Below are 19,118 nucleotides of genomic sequence, written 5' to 3' on the forward strand. Positions count from 1 at the left end.
CGCGCAAGTTCGCGTAAGCCGCAGGCTTCGAGTCAGATTTGGGGGGCGATGCTAACCCACTCGCAGGCACGGCAATATGCCTCGGAGAAGGGTCTTTTGTTTCGAAATAACAAGGAGTTAGCGCGATGCAGCAGAAGGGAAAAACAACGTAGGACGGTTATCGCAAACGCCCCCGAGGTGGCACCTCGGGGGCGTCGGAATCAGGCCGGTTGAGCCTGGGACGACAGCGGCTTCAATGGCAGCAATGGCGCATGCGGATCGGCCTTGACCGATTCGCGCCAGGCGCTCAGCCACTCGGCGTGGCCTTCGCTCCAGACCTGCTCGTGCAAGCGTGCCAGGGCGACCGGGTCGCTGAGCAAGGCCAGGCGTTCACCGTTGTTGAGGCCGGCCGGGCCAACTTTCAACGCGTGGCGAACCCGATCAACACGCAGCCATTCAATCGGCTCCGCCTGCCCGTGACGGGAAGTTGCCAAGGCGCACGCCAGGGCGTTCTGCTGCGGATCGACCACCGCCCGCACAAAACCGTCATTGAGCGCATGCCAACGGTTTTCGTGGGTGTACTTGTCGGTCGACAACAGCGCCTGGGGCGGATTGTATTCCTCGGGGATCAGGAACAGGCTCTCGTCGCGAGACTTGAGGCCCAGTTTGACCCGGCTGGAAATCACCGACACCGGAATCGACAGCATCAGCGAACCGACGATCGGCACCAGCCACCACAGGAAGCTTGGGTTCAACCACACCACCAGCAGCGCCCAGAAGAAGCCGAGCAGGGTCTGCGGACCGTGGCGCTTGACTGCCTCGCTCCATGGTGTGGAGTCGTCGTCACGCTGTGGCGAGTTCCAGGTCGCCGCCCAGCCGAGGAACGCGGCCAGTACGAAACGGGTGTGGAAAATCATCCGCACCGGCGCCAGCAACATGGAGAACAGCATCTCCAGCAGCATCGACAGGGTCACCTTGAACTTGCCGCCGAACTCTTTCGCGCCCTTGGCCCAGATCAGGATGATGCTCAGCAATTTAGGCAGGAACAGCAGCACGATGGTGGTGGAGAACAGCGCCACCGCCTTGTCCGGATGCCATTGTGGCCACAACGGATACAACTGGCGCGGCGCCATGAAGTACTGCGGCTCCATCAGTGTGTTGACCGCCAACAAGGCCGTGGACAGCACCAGGAAGAAGAACCACAACGGCGCCGACAGGTACGACATCACGCCGGTGAGGAACACCGCACGGTGCACCGGGTGCATGCCTTTTACCAGGAACAGGCGGAAGTTCATCAGGTTGCCGTGGCACCAGCGACGGTCACGCTTGAGTTCGTCCAGCAGGTTCGGCGGCAGCTCTTCGTAGCTGCCCGGCAAGTCGTAGGCAATCCACACGCCCCAGCCGGCGCGGCGCATCAGCGCAGCTTCAACGAAGTCGTGGGAAAGAATCGCACCGGCAAACGCACCTTTACCCGGCAACGGCGCCAGGGCGCAGTGCTCGATAAACGGCTTCATGCGGATGATCGCGTTGTGACCCCAGTAGTGGGATTCACCCAACTGCCAGAAGTGCAGGCCGGCGGTAAACAGCGGGCCGTACACCCGGGTGGCGAACTGCTGCATGCGCGCATACAGGGTATCCATGCCCGACGCACGTGGCGCGGTCTGGATAATCCCGGCATCCGGCGTGGCTTCCATCAGGCGCACCAGGCTGGTCAGGCATTCGCCGCTCATCACGCTGTCGGCGTCGAGCACCACCATGTACTTGTAGTCACCGCCCCAGCGACGGCAGAAGTCGTCGAGGTTGCCGCTCTTGCGTTTGACGCGACGGCGACGGCGGCGATAGAAGATCTTGCCGAAGCCACCGGCTTCGCGGCACACGTCGAGCCAGGCTTGCTGCTCGGCGATGCAGATGTCGGCCTCGTTACTGTCGCTGAGGACGAAGAAGTCGAAACGGTCCAGGTCACCGGTGGCAGCCACCGATTCGAACGTCGCGCGCAGGCCGGCAAATACCCGGGGCACGTCTTCGTTGCAGATCGGCATGACCAGGGCGGTGCGGGCGTCTTTCGGAATCGGCTCGTCACCGGCACTTTTACCGGAGATACGGTATTTATCGTGACCGGTCAGCAGTTCCAGGAAGCCCATCAGCGCGGTCCAGAAACCGGCCGAGACCCAGCAGAACAGAATCCCGAACAGCACCAGGATGCTGGTTTGCAGGGCGTAAGGCAGTACCTGGGTCGCGGTTTGCAGCAGGGTCTGGTTGCGGATCTCGTCAAAGTCGACGAAGGACCAGCCCTGGTACGGCATGATGCCTTTCATGTACCAGCCGGCAACGATCGTCTGGCCGAGCATCAGCACCAGCAGGATATAGCGACGGATCGAACCGACGGTGCGCCAGCGGGCGGCCGGCAGTACGCGCTCATCCTTCGGCGGGGCCGGTGGATTGGTGCGGCCGGTCAGGCGGCGCCAGCCACGCACCAGGATATTGGTGCGCCACGGCTCAGGCACGACCTTGGTCCGACGGATCGGCGGCGTGGCCTTGAGGCAGACCCGGCCGCTGGCGTCGAGCACCAGCATTTCGGCGTCTTGCAGCTCTTCGGCAGTGTTGAGGGTCAGCCGGGCGCCTACCGATGCCTGGGCAGCGTCGGCAGGCGCGTCGAACGTGGACGATGACAGGCGCTTGTGCAATTCACTGAAGGACTCGCAGCCCGCCAGTTCGGCGCGCTGCTCATCGGTCATCGGTAGATGCGCCAGGTACTCGGCAAGCGTCTCTGGCTGGACTTGAGAATTACTCATCGGCAGGCAACTGATAGCTCCAGGTTTCGGTCAGGACTTGCTCTGTCTTGGCCTGATCCTGGGTAGGGAGTGGTGTGGCTGGGGCAGCCGCTTCCGGCTGCTTGGCGTCCTTGTCCTTGGCGTCTTTCTTGGCCGCTTTCTCGTGCTGTTTAGCCAGTACTTTGTCGGCTTTCAACACTTGGGTCGAAACCTTCTCCGGTTCCGGCTGCACGATGTCCTGAACCAGAGCAGCGCGCATTTCAGTCGGTTTGCCTGCGTCCTTGATCTTCATGCGCAGGGTCAAGCGCCAGCCTTGGGTGTGCGGGTTGTAGCGCACGCTGTTTTCAACGATTTCGGCGTTGTCGCCCACGCTGACCTGGCTGCGAACCGGTGCGTCAGCTGGCAGTTTCTTCAGGGACGGGCCCTCGAAGTCCACCAGGTAAGCCACGCTGCCGTCTGGCTGACGGATCAGGTTGGATTGCTTGACGTCGCCGGTGGAACGCAGGGTCTGCTTGACCCAGGCGCTTTCTGGCGAATGGAACTCGGCGTCTTGCAATGTCCAGTGCAGGCGGTAGGCAACGTCCAGCGGCTTGCCTGGCTCCGGCAGTGTTTCCGGGCTCCAGAACGCAACGATGTTGTCGTTGGTTTCATCGGCGGTCGGAATCTCTACCAGGTCGACGGAGCCCTTGCCCCAATCGCCTTCAGGCTCGATCCAGGCGCTTGGGCGCTTGTCGTAGTTGTCGTCGAGGTCTTCGTAGTGGCTGAAGTTGCGGCCGCGTTGCAGCAGGCCGAAACCACGCGGGTTTTCCACGGTGAAGTTGCTGACCGACAGGTGTTTGGGGTTGTTCAGTGGGCGCCAGATCCACTCGCCGTTGCCGGCATGGATCGACAGGCCGCTGGAATCGTGCAGCTCGCGACGGTAGTTGAGGACCTTGGACGGCTGGTTGGCGCCGAACAGGAACATGCTGGTCAGCGGGGCGATGCCCAGCTTGGTGACCTTGTCACGCAGGTACATCTGGGATTTGACGTCGACGATGGTGTCGGTACCCGGGCGCAGGATCAGGCGATAAGCGCCGGTGGCCCGCGGCGAATCCAGCAGGGCGTAGATCACCAGCTGTTTCTCACCCGGTTTTGGACGCTCGATCCAGAACTCGGTGAAACGCGGGAATTCTTCGCCGGACGGCAACGCAGTGTCGATCGCCATGCCGCGGGCAGACAGGCCGTAGACCTGGTCCTTGCCCACGACGCGGAAATAGCTGGCGCCGAGCATGGTCATGATTTCGTCTTGCTTGTCACCCTTGTTGATCGGGTACAGCACACGGAAACCGGCATAACCCAGCTGTTCGGTGGATTTGGGATCAAACTTGACGTCGCCGAAATCGAAGCGGGACGGGTCGTACTTGATTTCCTGAACGCTGTCGGCGGTGACTTCGTTGATTTTCACCGGTGTATCGAAATGCATACCCTGGTGGTAGAAGGACAGCTTGAACGGGGTGTTCTGATCGGCCCACTCGGCTTTTTCGTTGCGGAAACGAATTTTCTGGTAATCAGCGAATTTCATTTCGCGGAATTCGTTCGGCAAATTGCTGCGCGGAGCTTCGTATTTCTGCCCGGCCAGCTCTTTTGCCTTGGCCGACACATCATCCAGACTGAATGCCCACAGTTGACCCGCGCCGAACAGGCAAAACAGGGCAGAGCCCGTCACCAGTACGTTTCGTAACCGTTTGGCAGACAATTTTGGTGCATTACAGGGACTAACAATCACGAGCAACCCTCGCCGAAAACAGATCAAAAAACCAACGGCCAGCTATCTATATGCCAGGTTGGCGAGCATTGTTCCGACTCCCATGGGGCTAAATGATTCCCCAATGGCTATCGGACAAGTCTCTACCTAAGTCAAAAATGGACCAATTAACGCTGATCCCCGTAGCGCGCGATTATCTAGTAGCCCGCGTGACAACGCATCAGGGTCAGCGAAGTATTTGTAGCGAAAACCCGGTTTTTTGGGCATCACAAGTCGTTTTCAGTACATTCACGTCTGTAACAGGAAGGTGACCGGCCCATCATTGACCAAATGCACCTGCATATCAGCGCCAAAACGCCCTGCCGCTACCGTGCCATGCAATTGTTGCGCTTGTAACAGCAGATAGTCGAAAAGCGCCTCGCCCAACGCCGGCGGTGCCGCCGTGGAGAAGCTCGGCCTCAGCCCACTCTTGGTGTCTGCCGCCAGGGTGAACTGCGACACCAGCAGCAAACCGCCGCCAATGTCTTTCAAGGACAGGTTCATCTTGCCCTCGTCGTCGCTGAACACCCGATAGTTAAGCAGCTTATGCAGCAGCTTGTCGGCGCTGGCTTGCGTATCCGAAGGCTCGACAGCCACCAGCACCAGCAAACCCTGGTCTATCGCCCCGACCACCTGCCCTTCTACCTCGACCCGGGCGCCGCGCACCCGTTGCAAAAGCCCCTTCATGCTTCTTCAGGCGGCAAATCAAGCAGGCGCCGTGCCATTTCACTCGCCGCACGCACCAGCGCATCGGTGATTCCGGGTTCGGAAGCCGCATGGCCGGCCTCGCGGATGATCTGCAGCTCACTGTTGGGCCAGGCCTGATGCAGCTCCCAGGCATTGTCCAGCGGGCAGATCATATCGTAGCGGCCATGCACGATTACGCCAGGCAGGTGGGCGATCTTGTGCATGTCGCGGATCAACTGGTCAGGTTCAAGGAACGAGTTATTGGTGAAGTAATGGCATTCGATACGGGCAATCGACAGGGCGCGCTGGGGTTCGGAGAAACGCTCGATCAATTGCGGGTTCGGGCACAGGCCCAACATGCGCCCTTCCCACGTGGACCAGGCCTTGGCGGCGTGCATCTGGGCGATCTGGTCGTTGCCGGTCAGGCGCTTGTGGTAGGCGCTGAGCAGGTCGTGCCGCTCCTCCGCCGGGATAGGCGCCAGGTAGTCCTGCCAGTAATCCGGGAACAGGCGGCTGGCGCCGGCCTGGTAGAACCATTGAATGTCCTGGGGGCGGGCCAGGAAAATGCCCCGCACGATCAGGCCGTGCACACGCTCCGGGTGGGTTTGCGCGTAGGCCAGGGCCAGGGTCGAGCCCCAGGAACCGCCGAACAGCACCCATTTTTCGATGCCCAGGTGTTCGCGAATCCGCTCAAGGTCGGCCACCAGGTCCCAGGTGGTGTTGTTTTCCAGGCTGGCCCGTGGGGTGGAGCGCCCGCAGCCACGCTGATCAAAAGTAACAATTCGGTACAGATTAGGATCGAAATAGCAGCGGCTATTGGCATCACACCCGGCGCCGGGGCCGCCATGGATGAACACAACGGGCAAGCCTTCCGGGGAACCGCTTTCGTCGACGTACAGGACGTGGGTTTCATCGACGGCCAGATCGTGCCGGGCGTAGGGTTTGATCTGCGGGTACAAAGTCTGCATTGCGCGCTCCGTAAGGGGTCGAGTTCATCCCTGGGGGGACGTCTATTATTTTGCCGTCTGGCATCATAAACCCGAATTGTGCAATGAGCATGTCCTCGTGGACCTAGACCTGTGTCAGCAGAACACCACGCAGGTAGTCCAGCAGATAAACGTACAGCCGGTCGACCTCCAACACCTGGCCCCGGGCCCGCAGGCAGCCGTGAACCAGGCCTTTGCCGGGATACAGCGTGGCCGCCACCCCGGCGCCTTGCAGGCGTTCGGCGTAGAGCATGCCGTCGTCCCGCAACGGGTCGAACTGGGCGACAGCGATCAAAGCCTGCGGCAACCCGCTGAAATCCACGGCCAGCAATGGCATGGCGTAGGGCGACGGCTTGTCCGGCCCACGCAGGTAAAGGGCGAGGTAGCACTCGGTGTCGGCGGTACTGAGCAATGGCGCGTCGACGCAATCGCGGCGGGACGGCAGGTCGGCGGGGCCGCCCAGGCCGGGGTAGATCAGGACTTGCGCCAGGGGCTGCGGCTGATGGTCATCCCGCAGGCCCAGGCACAGGGCCGCCGCCAGGTTACCGCCGGCGCTGTCACCAGCCACCACCAGACGCTGAAGGTTGATCGGCTGGGGCGCTTCGCCCACCTGGATCGCCTGCCAGACCGCACGGCAATCCTCAAAGGCGGCCGGAAACGGGTGTTCGGGTGCCAGGCGGTAATCGATGGCGATGACCAGCACTTGCAGTGAGTCGGCCAGTTCAGCACACATGAAGTCATGGGAATCCAGGCCGCCGACCACCCAGCCGCCACCGTGCATATAAAGGATGCATGGCCAGCCGCTATCGGGGGTTGGCGTCGCCGGTTGATAAATGCGTACGCCCACGCCACCCAGGGAAACGTCTGACACCTGTAACCCTTCGGGCCGCGCCGGGGTGAACGCCTGGCACATGCGGTCATAGCCTCGGCGCAATCCGGCCAGCGATGTGTCGTCGCTGGTGAAGGATTCGGTTTTTTCGACGAAGGCGCACATCTGCGCGGAAATCGGGTAATGGGACATCGAAGGATCGTCCTGAAGATAAGGATTTAACAGCCGCCACGAATCCAATGTGGGAGCGGGCTTGCTCGCGAATGCGGTGTATCAGTCAATACTTGTGTGGCTGACCCACCGCATTCGCGAGCAAGCCCGCTCCCACATTTTGATCTTCATTTGCTCAGGGCTTGAGGCTGGCCTGCACCGCCGCCACGCCGTCCTTGCCATCCAGGGTCGTTACACCCGCCAGCCAGCGCTGCAAATCCTCGGGGTTGTCGCGCAACCATTGTTTGGCCACCTCCTGCGGCGTCTTGCGGTCCATGATCGGCACCATCAACTGGCTTTCCTGGGCCGCGGTGTAGGTCAGGTTTTCCAGCAGGCGTGTCACGTTGGGGCAACGTTCGGCGTAATCCGGCGCCGTCACCGTGGAGACCGTGGCCATGCCTTCGTTGGCACCGAACACATCTTCACTGCCGGTCAGGTACGCCATTTTCATGTTGATGTTCATCGGGTGTGGGGTCCAGCCGACAAACACCACGAACTCCTTGCGATTCACTGCCCGCTGCACCGCCGCCAGCATGCCTGCCTCGCCGGACGCCACCAGCTTGAAGCCGCCGAGGCCAAAGCGGTTGCTGTCGATCATTTTCTGGATATCGGTATTGGCACCGCTGCCCGGCTCGATGCCATAGATCTTGCCGCCCAGTTTGTCCTTGAAGCGGGCAATGTCGGCAAAGGTTTTCAAGCCGGCGTCGGCAACGTACTGCGGCACCGCCAGCGTCGCTTGAGCGTCGGACAGGCTCGGCTTGTCGAACACCTTGACCTGCTTGGCCGCGAGGAATGGCGCGATGTTGTTGTCCATCGCCGGTTTCCAGTAGCCGAGGAAGATATCCAGGCGTTTGTCGCGGATACCGGCAAAGATGATTTGCTGCACGGCGCTGGTTTGCTTGCTGTCATAGCCCAGGCCATTGAGCAGCACATCGGCCATGCCGCTGGTGGCGATCACGTCAGTCCAGCTGACCACGCCCATGCGCACGACCTTGCACGAGGCCGGGTCGGCAGCCATCGCATTGGCGCTCAAGAGTGCGGCGCCGGTGAGAATCAACAGACAACGGTTGAACAGTCTTTTCATCGATGCGGTCTCACTCGGCAGTTTTTATTGTGGGAGTGGCGTCTGACGCGCCGTGCCCAACACCTTACCCAGCGAGACCTTGATCAAAGCGAACTGTGGCGACAGGGATTTGCACACAGACGACTTGGGAGGTGTGTTGCTGTTGAGGGCCTCTTCGCGAGCAAGCCCGCTCCCACATTCGACCGTGTTCCTCCTGAAGAAACACGGTCGAATGTGGGAGCGGGCTTGCTCGCGAAAGCTATCTCAGCAGCGACGCCACTCAGGAGTAATGCCGCTTGCCCCACGCCAGGAACCCTTCCAGCAGTTCCTTCAACACCACCCGCGTCGGCTCGGCCAGGTCGGCGCGATAACGGAAGGGCTCAAACTCTTCCATGTAGGTGCACTGCCCCAACTCCAGCTGCACGGCGTGGATGTTCTCGGCCGGGTTGCCGTAGTGACGGGTGATGTGCCCGCCCTTGAAGCGCCCGTTGAGCACATGGCTGTACTGCGGGTGGCCGGCACAGATGGCTTCCAGTTCGCTGGCCAGCTGCGGATCGCAGGCCGCGCCGTTGAAGGTGCCGAGGTTGAAGTCCGGCAGCTTGCCTTCGAACAGGTGCGGGATCACCGAGCGGATCGAATGCGCATCAAACAGCAGCGCATAACCGAACTCGGCCTTGAGCCGGGCCAGTTCGTTTTGCAGGGTGCGGTGATACGGCGTCCACACCTGCTCCAGGTACGTGGCGCGCTCGGCCTTGGACGGTTCCAGGCCTTCGCGGAACAGCGGCACACCGTCAAACAGTGTCGCCGGGTACAGGCCGGTGGTTGCGCCAACGTACAGCGGCTTGTCGTCTGAAGGCCGGTTCAGGTCGATGACAAAGCGCGAATACTCCGCCGCCAGGGTGCTGGCGCCCAGCGCTTCGGCGAAGTCGTACAGCGTGGGAATGTGCCAGTCGGTGTCCGGCAGGCTTTGCGCCTCGGGGATCAGCCCGGCTTGCACCGCCGGCGTCAGGCGCAGGCCCGCGTGGGGCATGCTGATCAGCAGCGGCACACGGCCTTGTTTGAAGTTCAGAACCTTATCCACAGCGGTACTCCTTAAACGGTGACTTCGACGCCGTGGCGCACGACGCGTTTATCCAGCTCGCCACCCAGCCAGTAGGCCAGGTCGGCGGGACGATCAATCTGCCAGGCGACAAAATCCGCGACCTTGCCCACTTCCAGCGAGCCATGGCTGTTGCCCAGGCCCAGGGCGGTGGCCGCGTGTTGCGTGGCGCCGGCCAGGGCTTCTTCCGGGGTCATGCGGAACAGGGTGCAGGCCATGTTCAGCATCAAGCGCACCGACAACGCCGGCGAGGTGCCCGGGTTGAGGTCGCTGGCGATCGCGATCTTCACGCCGTGCTTGCGCAGGGCATCCATCGGCGGCAACTGGGTTTCCCGCAGGAAGTAGAACGCGCCCGGCAGCAACACCGCGACGGTGCCGGAAGCGGCCATGGCGATGGCGTCTTCCTCGGTCATGAATTCCAGGTGGTCCGCCGACAGCGCCTGGTAACGCGCCGCCAGGCTGGAGCCATGCAGGGACGACAACTGTTCGGCGTGCAGTTTTACCGGCAAGCCAAGTTTCCGGGCGGCGATGAACACGCGCTCCACCTGCTCCGGCGAGAACGCCAGGTACTCACAGAAGGCGTCGACCGCGTCCACCAGGCCTTCCGCTGCCAGCGCCGGGAGCATTTCGGTGCAGATGTGTTCGATGTAGGCATCGGCCCGGTCCACGTACTCCGGCGGCAACGCATGCGCCGCCAGGCAGGTGCTGCGCACACTGACCGGCAACTCGGCGCCGAGGCGACGGATCACCCGCAAAATCTTGCGCTCGCTGGCCAGGTCCAGGCCGTAGCCGGACTTGATCTCGACGGTGGTTACACCGTCGCGCAGCAAACTGCGCAGGCGCTTGTGGCCGCTGGCAAACAGTTCATCTTCGCTCGCCGCACGCGTGGCGCGCACGGTGCTGGCAATACCGCCACCGGCCGCTGCGATCTCGGCGTAGCTCACGCCTTGCAGCCGCTGCTCGAACTCGCCGCTGCGATTGCCGCCGAACACCGTGTGGGTGTGGCAGTCGATCAGCCCGGGCGTGACCCACGCCCCTTGCAGGTCATGGGTGGTTGCGTAGTTCGCATCCGGCAGATCGGCGCGCGGGCCGATCCACTCGATGAGCGTGCCCGAGGTAACAATGGCGGCGTCCTCGATGATCGAGTAGTTGCCCTGGGCCATGGTTGCAACGTGGCAGTGTTGCCAAAGCGTTTTCATCAACGCCTCCATTAGGTTATCGATGAGACAAAGCCGGGTCGTAGTGGACCTTGGCCGTTTGCCCGGCGGCGGGCTTGACCCACAGCAGATAGGCGACGATCAGCAAGACGATCCACACGGCGCCGACCATAAGAGCGGCCTGGGTGTCCGGGAAGTAACCCAGCACGCCGAAGATGAACAGCATGAACACGATGGCGGCCGCTGGCGCGTAGGGCCAGAACGGCACCGGGAATTTCAGCTCGGCAATCTGTTCCCTGGTCATCGAGCGACGCATGGCCACCTGGGTGACCAGGATCATCAGCCATACCCACACCGTGGCGAAGGTCGCAATCGAGGCGATGACCAGGAACACGTTTTCCGGGATCAGGTAATTGAGCACCACACCGCCGAGCAACGCGGCGCCCATCACCACTACGGTCATCCACGGCACGCCCTGGCTCGACAGTTGGGCAAAACCCTTGGGCGCCTGCCCTTGCTGGGCCAGGCCATACATCATGCGACCGGCGCCGAAAATGTCGCTGTTGATGGCCGAGACGGCGGCCGAGATCACCACAATGTTAAGGATGGTCGCCGCCGAGCCTATCCCCAGGTTGCTGAAGATCTGCACGAACGGGCTGCCCTGGCTGCCGATCTGCGGCCACGGGTAGATCGCCATCAGCACAAACAACGTCAGCACGTAGAACAGCAGGATACGCAGCGGCACGGCGTTGATTGCCTTGGGGATCACCCGCTGCGGGTCCTTGGCTTCGCCGGCGGTGATGCCGATGATTTCGATGCCGCCAAACGCAAACATCACCACCGCGAAGGATGCGATCAAGCCACCCACGCCGTTAGGCATGAAGCCACCGTGAGCCCACAGGTTGCTGAGGCCGGTAGCGGGTGCTTCGCCCGCCGAGTGAATGCCGAACAGCATGATGCCGAAGCCGCCGAGGATCATTGCGACAATGGCACCGACCTTGAGCAGCGACAGCCAGAACTCCATTTCGCCAAAGACTTTGACGTTGCACAGGTTCAGGCCGCCGATCAGCAACACGATGCCCAGCACCCAGACCCAGCGCGCGACTTCGGGAAACCAGAAGCCCATGTAGATGCCGAAGGCGGTGACGTCGGCGAGGCAGACGATGATCATTTCAAAGGCGTAGGTCCAGCCGAGGATAAAGCCGGCCATCGGGCCCAGGTAGGTACTGGCGTACTGGCCGAAGGAGCCGGACACCGGGTTATGCACGGCCATTTCGCCGAGGGCGCGCATGACCATGAACACCGCGGCGCCGCCGATCAGGTAGGCCAGGAGCACGGCCGGGCCGGCCATCTGGATGGCGGAGGCAGAGCCGTAGAACAGCCCGGTACCGATCGCGGAACCGAGGGCCATGAAGCGAATATGTCGGGCGGAGAGCCCGCGTTTTAAACCTTTTTCCGAGTGCATTTCTCGTCCCTAATTATTTTTATCCTGAGAAAATTCGAAGCGGTGCGAACAATCTTTTTGTGGCGAGGGAGCTTGCTCCCGCTCGGGTGCGCAGCGCCGGCAAGCTTTTGGGGCCGCTACGCAGCCCAGCGGGAGCAAGCTCCCTCGCCACAAAGAGGGGTTCGATGTCCTTAGAGGCTCGGCAGCAATTTCGCCGGCACCAGCTCGTTCAGGCAACGCGTTGCCAGCAGCTCACTGGCGGCATTGATGTCCGGCGCAAAGAAGCGGTCCTTCTCATAAAACGCGACTTTGCTGCGCAGGATCCCGCGCGCCTTTTCCAGCGCCGGCGAGGTTTTCAAACCATTGCGCAGGTCCAGGCCCTGGCAAGCCGCCAACCATTCCACCGCCAGCACACCGCGGGTGTTCTCGGCCATTTCCCACAGGCGCTTGCCCGCCGCCGGGGCCATCGACACGTGGTCTTCCTGGTTGGCTGACGTCGGCAGGCTGTCGACGCTATGGGGATGCGCCAGTGCCTTGTTCTCGCTGGCCAATGCCGCCGCCGTCACCTGGGCGATCATGAAGCCGGAGTTCACACCGCCATTGCCCACCAGGAATGGCGGCAGTTGCGACATGTGCTTGTCCATCATCAACGAGATGCGACGCTCGCTCAGGGAGCCGATTTCCGCGATGGCCAGCGCCATGTTGTCCGCCGCCATGGCCACCGGTTCGGCGTGGAAGTTGCCACCGGAAATCACGTCACCTTCAGCCGCGAACACCAGCGGGTTATCCGACACAGCGTTGGCTTCCACCACCAGTACTTCGGCCGCCTGGCGGAACTGGGTCAGGCAGGCGCCCATGACTTGTGGCTGGCAACGCAGGGAGTACGGGTCCTGGACCTTGTCGCAGTTCTCGTGGGATTGCGACACTTCGCTGCTTTCACCCAGCAGGGCGCGATACGCGGCCGCAGAGTCGATCTGGCCGCGTTGGCCCCGGGCAGCGTGAATGCGTGCGTCGAACGGCGAGCGCGAACCCAGCACGGCTTCCACCGTCAGGGCGCCACAGGCCAGGGCACCGGCGAACAGATCTTCGCCCTCGAACAGCCCACGCAATGCATAAGCGGTGGAAACCTGGGTGCCGTTGAGCAGCGCCAGGCCTTCCTTGGCCGCCAGGGTCAGCGGCGTCAGGCCGGCAACTTTCAGCGCTTCGGTAGCTTCCAGCCATTCGCCTTTGTAGCGGGCCTTGCCTTCGCCCAGCAGCACCAGCGACATGTGGGCCAATGGCGCCAGGTCACCGGAGGCGCCCACCGAACCCTTCAGCGGAATGTGCGGGTAGACCTCGGCATTGATCAGGGCGATCAGCGCGTCGATCACCTGCCGGCGAATCCCGGAAAAGCCCCGGCTCAGGCTGTTGACCTTGAGCACCATGACCAGCCGTACCAGCGCATCGCTGATGGGCTCACCGACGCCGGCGGCGTGGGACAGCACCAGGGAACGCTGGAGGTTTTCCAGGTCTTCGCTGGCAATGCGGGTCGAGGCCAGCAGGCCGAAACCGGTGTTGATGCCGTAGGCGGTGCGGTTCTCGGCGAGAATCTGTTCCACACAGGCGACACTGGCTTCGATCTGGGCCGAGGCGCTGTCATCCAGACTGAGGGTTACCGGCTGCTGGTAGATGGCCCGCAGTTGGGCAAGGCTCAGTTGGCCTGGAATCAGGTTTAGCGCAGTCACATTCATGCTCCTTTTGAGAGTGTTGTTAACTACCAGTCGCTCCGGATGCTTCCGTTATCCGCCGCTGTGCTCTTTTAGAGGATCAGTCGGCTTGGCACGCTGGTTATTGTTGGGAAAAGGTCAGTGCAAATTCGGTAGCGTGCGTTGCAGTAAGTCGGCGTCCTTGAGCAACGCGGCGGTGGCTGCGATGTCTGGCGCCAGCCAGCGGTCCTGGTCGTAGGCCGGGACGTGTTCGCGCAGCAAACGCCAGGCGGCATCGGTGCCGGCGCCGAAGCGTTGTTCCTGGAGGAACTCGAACGCCTGGGCCGCCAGCAAGTACTCGATGGCGAGGATCTGGGTGACGTTTTCCAGCACCGAATACAGCTTCAGCGCGGCGTTGGTGCCCATGCTCAGGTGGTCTTCCTGCAGGCCCGAGGTGACGAAGTTGTCGAGCACCGCCGGTTGCGCCAACTGGCGGTTTTGCCCGCACAGCGAGGCGGCGACGTACTGCACGATCATCATCCCGGAGTTGACCCCGGGGTTGCTCACCAGGAACGCCGGCAAACCACTGACGTGCGGGTTGATCAGACGGTCCAGGCGACGCTCGGCGATGGAGCCGATTTCAGCCATGGCGATGGCCAGCATGTCGGCCGCCAGGGCGACGGACTGCCCGTGGGGATTGGCCTGGGACACCACGCGGTAGTTGTCTGGCGTGCCGAGCACCAGCGGGTTATCGGTGGCACCGTTGAGTTCGGTTTCGATCTGCCGGGTGGCGTGTTCCAGTTGGTCGCGGGCCGCGCCGTGCACCTGGGGAATCGAACGGATGCTCAGGGCGTCCTGGGTACGAATGCCTTTGCTGCTGGCGATCACTTCGCTGCCGTCCAGCAACGCGCGCAGGTTGATGCCCACTTGCTGCATGCCCGGGTGCGGCTTGAGCGCGATGATTTCTTCGTCGAAGGCGTCGATCTGGCCGCGCTGGCCTTCGAAGCTCATGGCACCGATCACGTCGGCCCATTGCAGCAGGCGGTGCGCATCGGCCAGGGCCAGGCTGCTGAGGCCGGTCATGCACGGCGTGCCGTTGACCAGGCACAGCCCGTCCTTGGCGCCAAGCACTACCGGCTGCAAACCTTCTTCAGCCAGCGCCTGGTGTGCGGGAACGATACGGCCCCGATAGCTGACGTCGCCGACGCCGAGCAAGGCGACGCCAATGTGCGCCATGTGGGTCAGGTAACCCACGGAACCCTGGGACGGCACTTGCGGCGTGATGCCATGGTTGAGCAGCCCCAGCAGCGAATGCACCACCTGCGGATGCAAGCCGGATTTGCCGTGGCTGTAGTTAATGATCGCCGCACAAATGATCGCGCGGGTTTGCTCCACACTCAGTGGCGCACCGACGCCGCAGGCATGGCTGAGCAGGGTATTGCGCGACAGCCGGCTCAGTTGTTCGTCCTTGAGCGACACGTTGCACAAGGCGCCCAGGCCGGTGTTGATGCCGTAGGCGCGCTCGCCGCTGGTGACGATGCGCTGGACGATGGCCTGGGCATTGTCGATGCGAGCCCAGGCCTGGCCCGAGAGTTCGAGGATCGCACCGTGGCGAGCCACGGCGACCACGTCCTGCCAACGCATCGGGGCGTCGGCGATGATGATTTTTTCAGCCTGGGACATCGTTGACCTCTTCATGAAATTCGCAATTGTTGTGCAGCTTCACTGGCCTCATCGCAAGCGAGCCAGCTTCCACAGGGGAAACGCATTCCAAATGTGGGAGCTGGCTTGCCTGCGACAGCCTCAGCCAACCCACCACAAATATCGGATCAAACCACCGCCACCCGCCGCTGGACAAACCGGTTCACGTACTCATCCGCCGGTGAATGCAAAATCTCGCGGGGCGTGCCGACCTGGATCAGCTTGCCGTCCTTGAGGATCGCAATGCGGTTGCCGATGCGCACCGCCTCATCGAGGTCGTGGGTAATGAACACGATCGTCTTGTGCAGGGTCTTTTGCAGCTCCAATAACTGGTCTTGCATCTCGGCACGGATAAGCGGGTCGAGCGCACTGAACGCCTCGTCCATCAGGATGATGTCAGTGTCGGCCGCCAGCGCCCGGGCCAGGCCTACACGCTGACGCATGCCGCCGGAAAGTTGATGCGGGTATTTGTTTTCATAGCCCTTGAGGCCCACGGTTTCGATCCAGTGCAGCGCACGCTCGGCGCACACTTGCCTGGTTTCGCCACGCACTTTCAGGCCGTAGGCAACGTTGTCCAGCACACTCTTGTGAGGCAGCAGGCCAAAGCTCTGGAACACCATGCTGATCTTGTGCCGGCGGAATTGGCGCAAGGCTTCCATGTCCAGTTGCAGGATGTCTTCACCGTCCACCAGGATCGCACCGCTGGTAGGGTCGATCAGCCGGTTGAAGTGACGCACCAGGGTCGACTTGCCGGAACCCGACAGCCCCATGATCACGAAGATTTCACCGGTGTCGACGCTCAGGGACAGGTCGTTCACACCCACCACGCAACCAGTCTCGGCCAGCACCTCGTCCTTGGTCTTGCCCTGGCCAATCAACGCCAGTGCATCCTTGGAGCGGTTGCCGAAAATCTTGAATACGTTTTTGACTTCAATTTTGCTGACAGTAGTCATTTGCTCGCCTCATGCCGTGGACGACCATAGGCTTGCGTAATGCGGTCGATGACCACGGCAAGAATCACGATCGCCAGACCGGCTTCAAGGCCGCGTCCAACGTTGAGGGTCTGGATGCCCACCAGTACATCTTCACCCAGGCCACGGGCGCCGATCATCGAAGCGATCACCACCATCGACAGGGCCATCATGGTGGTCTGGTTGATCCCGGCCATGATGCTCGGCAGGGCCAGCGGCAGTTGCACGCCGAACAGTTGCTGCCAGCGGTTGGCACCGAAGGCGTTGATCGCTTCCATGACTTCACCGTCCACCTGGCGAATGCCCAGGTCGGTGAGACGAATCAGCGGCGGTGCGGCGTAGATCACCGTGGCGAAAATCGCCGGGACCTTGCCCAGGCCGAACAGCATCAACACCGGGATCAGGTACACGAAGCTGGGCATGGTCTGCATGATGTCCAGCAGCGGCATCAGCACCGAACGCAGGCGGTTGCTGCGGGCCGACAGAATCCCCAGGGGAATGCCGATCAGCACCGAGATCACCGTGGCCACCATCATCAGCGCCAGGGTTTGCATCAGCTTGTCCCACAGCCCGACCGCGCCCACCAGAAACAGCAGGCCGACGATCACGACGGTGGTGAACCACTTGCGAGTGGCATGCCAGGCAATACCGCCGACAATCAGCAACATCAACCACCAGGGCGCTGCGCGCAGCAAACCTTCCAGGTTAACGATGGCCCACAGCAACGTATCGGAGATGTGCCGGAACACATCGCCGTAGTTGGTCACCAGCGCATCGACCCAACTGTTGACCCAGTCGGCGATGGAAAACGTAAAACTCTCAGGAAACATAGTGTGCTCTCGATCCAGTGGATTGTGGCCGGGCGCCCGGTTGCCTGTGGCGGCAACCGGAAACGCTCAACCTACAAGGCCGCGTCGATTTTCTTGGCTGCGTTGTCGCTCACCATGCGTGCCAGAGTTCAGGATGTCCCTTGAGGAAAGTTTTCGCCAGTTTTGCTGTTTCAATTCGCTGTTTGTCATGCGTACCGGGTTCTGGTTAAGCAGGTTGAGCAGCGGCGCCCTGCACATCGGGCAGCACGAGGCGCTCAGGAATCGGGCTGTGCCATTTTTTCGCAGCCCAGTAGTACAACGCCGCCGGCACCACCAGCCCGATGATCCATGAGATATCGGTGTCGCCCAGGCTCGCGACCAGTGGGCCGGTGTAGAAATGCGTCGAGATGAACGGCATCTGAATCAGCACGCCGAACACGTAGATGCTGATGCCCATCAGGTTCCAGCGACCGTAGCGACCGTTGGGGTTGGACAGGGCCGGGATGTCATAGCGCTCTTTGGTGATGCAGTAGAAGTCCACCAGGTTGATCGCACTCCAGGGCGTGAAAAACGCCAGCAGGAACAGGATGAACGCGGAGAAATCCTTGAGGAACGAGTCCTTGCCCAGCAACGCCAGCGCGGCGGCAATCGACACCATCACGAAGATGTACAACAGCCGCGTGCCACTGCCGATATGCCGGCTGCCACGGAAACCACTGATGATTGTCGCGATCGACATGAAGCTGCCGTAGGCGTTGAGGGTGGTGACGGTGACCTTGCCGAAGGCGATGCTGAAATACAGCAGCGCCGCGACGATCCCGGTGCCGCCCAGGCCGACGATAAACGACACTTCGTGGTGAGCGAATTGCGAGCCTGCCAGGGCTGCCGCAAACACACCGAACACCATCGAAGCCTGCGCGCCGATCACCGAACCGAGGCCCACGGCCCAGAAGGTTTTCGAGGCCTGCGTGCTGCGCGGCAAGTAGCGCGAGTAGTCCGCTACATACGGGCCGAACGCAATCTGCCAGGACGCCGAGAGGGAAATCGCCAGCAGGAAACTGCTGAGGGAAAAATGCTTGTTGCCCAGCAACGCACCGATGTCGTTACCGGCCAGCAGCCTGTAGAACAGGTACACGAAGGCAACCACCCCCAGCACGCTGGCGATGCGACCGATGCCGTGGATCACCCGGTAGCCGAAGATCGTAAACACCATGATCAGCCCCGCGAACAATACGATGCCGACCCAGTCTTCAACGTGAAGCAACTGCGCCACCGCCTGCCCCGCCAGCAATGAGCCGCTGGCGGAAAAACCGATGTACATCAGGCACACCAGCACCAGTGGAATCACCGCGCCATACACGCCGAACTGCACGCGGCTGGAGATCATCTGCGGCAAGCCCAGTTGCGGGCCTTGCGCCGCATGCAGGGCCATGACGCCACCGCCCAGCAGTTGACCGATCAACAGACCGATCAACGACCAGAACACATCACCGCCCAGCACCACGGCCAGGGCCCCGGTGACGATCGCAGTGATTTGCAAGTTGGCACCCAACCACAGGGTGAACTGACTCAATAGACGGCCGTGTCTTTCCGCTTCCGGGATGTAGTCGATCGAACGCCTTTCGATCAACGGGGTGGTGCTTGCACGAGCGTCTTTTACTGCCATTTATGTTCAACCTCTGATGGATTGTTTTTGGGTGAAACGCAGATCACATGTGGGAGCGGGCTTGCTCGCGAAAGCGATGGGTCAGCTAACGACTTCAGTGACTGATACACCGCATTCGCGAGCAAGCTCGCTCCCACATTAGTTATTTGATCATCGGGAGATTGAGGCCCTGCTCTTTGGCGCAGTCGATGGCGATCTGGTAGCCCGCATCCGCATGACGCATCACGCCGGTCGCCGGGTCGTTGTGCAGCACGCGCGCGATACGCTCGGCGGCTTCG

Annotated in this window: 14 protein-coding genes and 2 pseudogenes; all 16 read right to left on the reverse strand. The window is 61.8% G+C overall.

What is annotated here, in order from left to right; translation table 11 throughout:
* Window positions 1–195: 195 nt before the first annotated feature.
* Window positions 196–2,771, reverse strand: a pseudogene (gene mdoH / locus HX815_RS18590) (glucans biosynthesis glucosyltransferase MdoH); the annotation flags it as partial.
* Window positions 2,764–4,515, reverse strand: coding sequence for a glucan biosynthesis protein G (locus HX815_RS18595; RefSeq protein ID WP_008439280.1), 1,752 nt, complete (start codon window positions 4,513–4,515; stop codon window positions 2,764–2,766). The pseudogene mdoH and the gene HX815_RS18595, both read right to left, overlap by 8 nt.
* Before the next feature lie 267 nt (window positions 4,516–4,782).
* Window positions 4,783–5,220, reverse strand: a complete 438-nt coding sequence (gene dtd, locus HX815_RS18600) for a D-aminoacyl-tRNA deacylase (protein ID WP_087692908.1) — start codon at window positions 5,218–5,220, stop codon at window positions 4,783–4,785.
* Window positions 5,217–6,188 carry a prolyl aminopeptidase gene (gene pip / locus HX815_RS18605; protein WP_008439282.1) on the reverse strand — a complete coding sequence of 324 codons (972 nt, stop codon included), beginning with the start codon at window positions 6,186–6,188 and terminating at the stop codon, window positions 5,217–5,219. The genes dtd and pip overlap by 4 nt, the downstream gene beginning before the upstream one ends.
* Before the next feature lie 103 nt (window positions 6,189–6,291).
* A complete protein-coding gene (locus tag HX815_RS18610) occupies window positions 6,292–7,227 on the reverse strand; it encodes an alpha/beta hydrolase (protein WP_177028685.1) in 936 nt (311 codons plus the stop codon).
* A 154-nt stretch (window positions 7,228–7,381) separates the two neighbouring features.
* Complete coding sequence (locus HX815_RS18615; RefSeq protein ID WP_010169147.1) at window positions 7,382–8,329, reverse strand: choline ABC transporter substrate-binding protein; 948 nt, start codon at window positions 8,327–8,329, stop codon at window positions 7,382–7,384.
* A gap of 259 nt (window positions 8,330–8,588) precedes the next feature.
* Window positions 8,589–9,389 (reverse strand): N-formylglutamate deformylase, encoded by an 801-nt coding sequence (hutG, locus tag HX815_RS18620; RefSeq protein WP_087692905.1) that lies wholly within the window; start codon window positions 9,387–9,389, stop codon window positions 8,589–8,591.
* Window positions 9,390–9,400: 11 nt separating this feature from the next.
* The gene (gene hutI, locus HX815_RS18625; RefSeq protein WP_134325596.1) at window positions 9,401–10,606 is read right to left on the reverse strand and encodes an imidazolonepropionase; all 1,206 of its coding nucleotides are present in this window, start codon (window positions 10,604–10,606) and stop codon (window positions 9,401–9,403) included.
* 16 nt (window positions 10,607–10,622) lie between these two features.
* The gene (locus HX815_RS18630) at window positions 10,623–12,029 is read right to left on the reverse strand and encodes an amino acid permease (protein WP_008430271.1); all 1,407 of its coding nucleotides are present in this window, start codon (window positions 12,027–12,029) and stop codon (window positions 10,623–10,625) included.
* A gap of 170 nt (window positions 12,030–12,199) precedes the next feature.
* Entirely contained in the window at window positions 12,200–13,738 is a 1,539-nt protein-coding gene (gene hutH / locus HX815_RS18635) for a histidine ammonia-lyase (RefSeq protein WP_085984627.1), read from the reverse strand.
* A gap of 114 nt (window positions 13,739–13,852) precedes the next feature.
* Window positions 13,853–15,376, reverse strand: coding sequence for a histidine ammonia-lyase (gene hutH / locus HX815_RS18640; protein ID WP_003209264.1), 1,524 nt, complete (start codon window positions 15,374–15,376; stop codon window positions 13,853–13,855).
* 146 nt (window positions 15,377–15,522) lie between these two features.
* Window positions 15,523–16,347 (reverse strand): glycine betaine/L-proline ABC transporter ATP-binding protein, encoded by an 825-nt coding sequence (locus HX815_RS18645; protein ID WP_008430269.1) that lies wholly within the window; start codon window positions 16,345–16,347, stop codon window positions 15,523–15,525.
* On the reverse strand, window positions 16,344–17,195 hold the full coding sequence (locus HX815_RS18650) for a proline/glycine betaine ABC transporter permease (protein ID WP_003209260.1): 852 nt from the start codon (window positions 17,193–17,195) through the stop codon (window positions 16,344–16,346). The genes HX815_RS18645 and HX815_RS18650 overlap by 4 nt, the downstream gene beginning before the upstream one ends.
* Window positions 17,196–17,266: 71 nt before the next feature.
* Window positions 17,267–17,414, reverse strand: a pseudogene (locus tag HX815_RS18655) (histidine ABC transporter substrate-binding protein); the annotation flags it as partial.
* A complete protein-coding gene (locus HX815_RS18660; RefSeq protein WP_087692903.1) occupies window positions 17,401–18,840 on the reverse strand; it encodes a cytosine permease in 1,440 nt (479 codons plus the stop codon). The gene HX815_RS18660 and the pseudogene HX815_RS18655, both read right to left, overlap by 14 nt.
* A gap of 142 nt (window positions 18,841–18,982) precedes the next feature.
* Window positions 18,983–19,118 (reverse strand): hypothetical protein (locus tag HX815_RS18665; protein WP_177008282.1); only part of this gene is annotated, 136 nt, incomplete at its 5' end.

This window comes from Pseudomonas sp. E6002 (assembly GCF_013385565.1).
In the GTDB taxonomy this organism is placed as follows: Bacteria; Pseudomonadota; Gammaproteobacteria; order Pseudomonadales; family Pseudomonadaceae; genus Aquipseudomonas.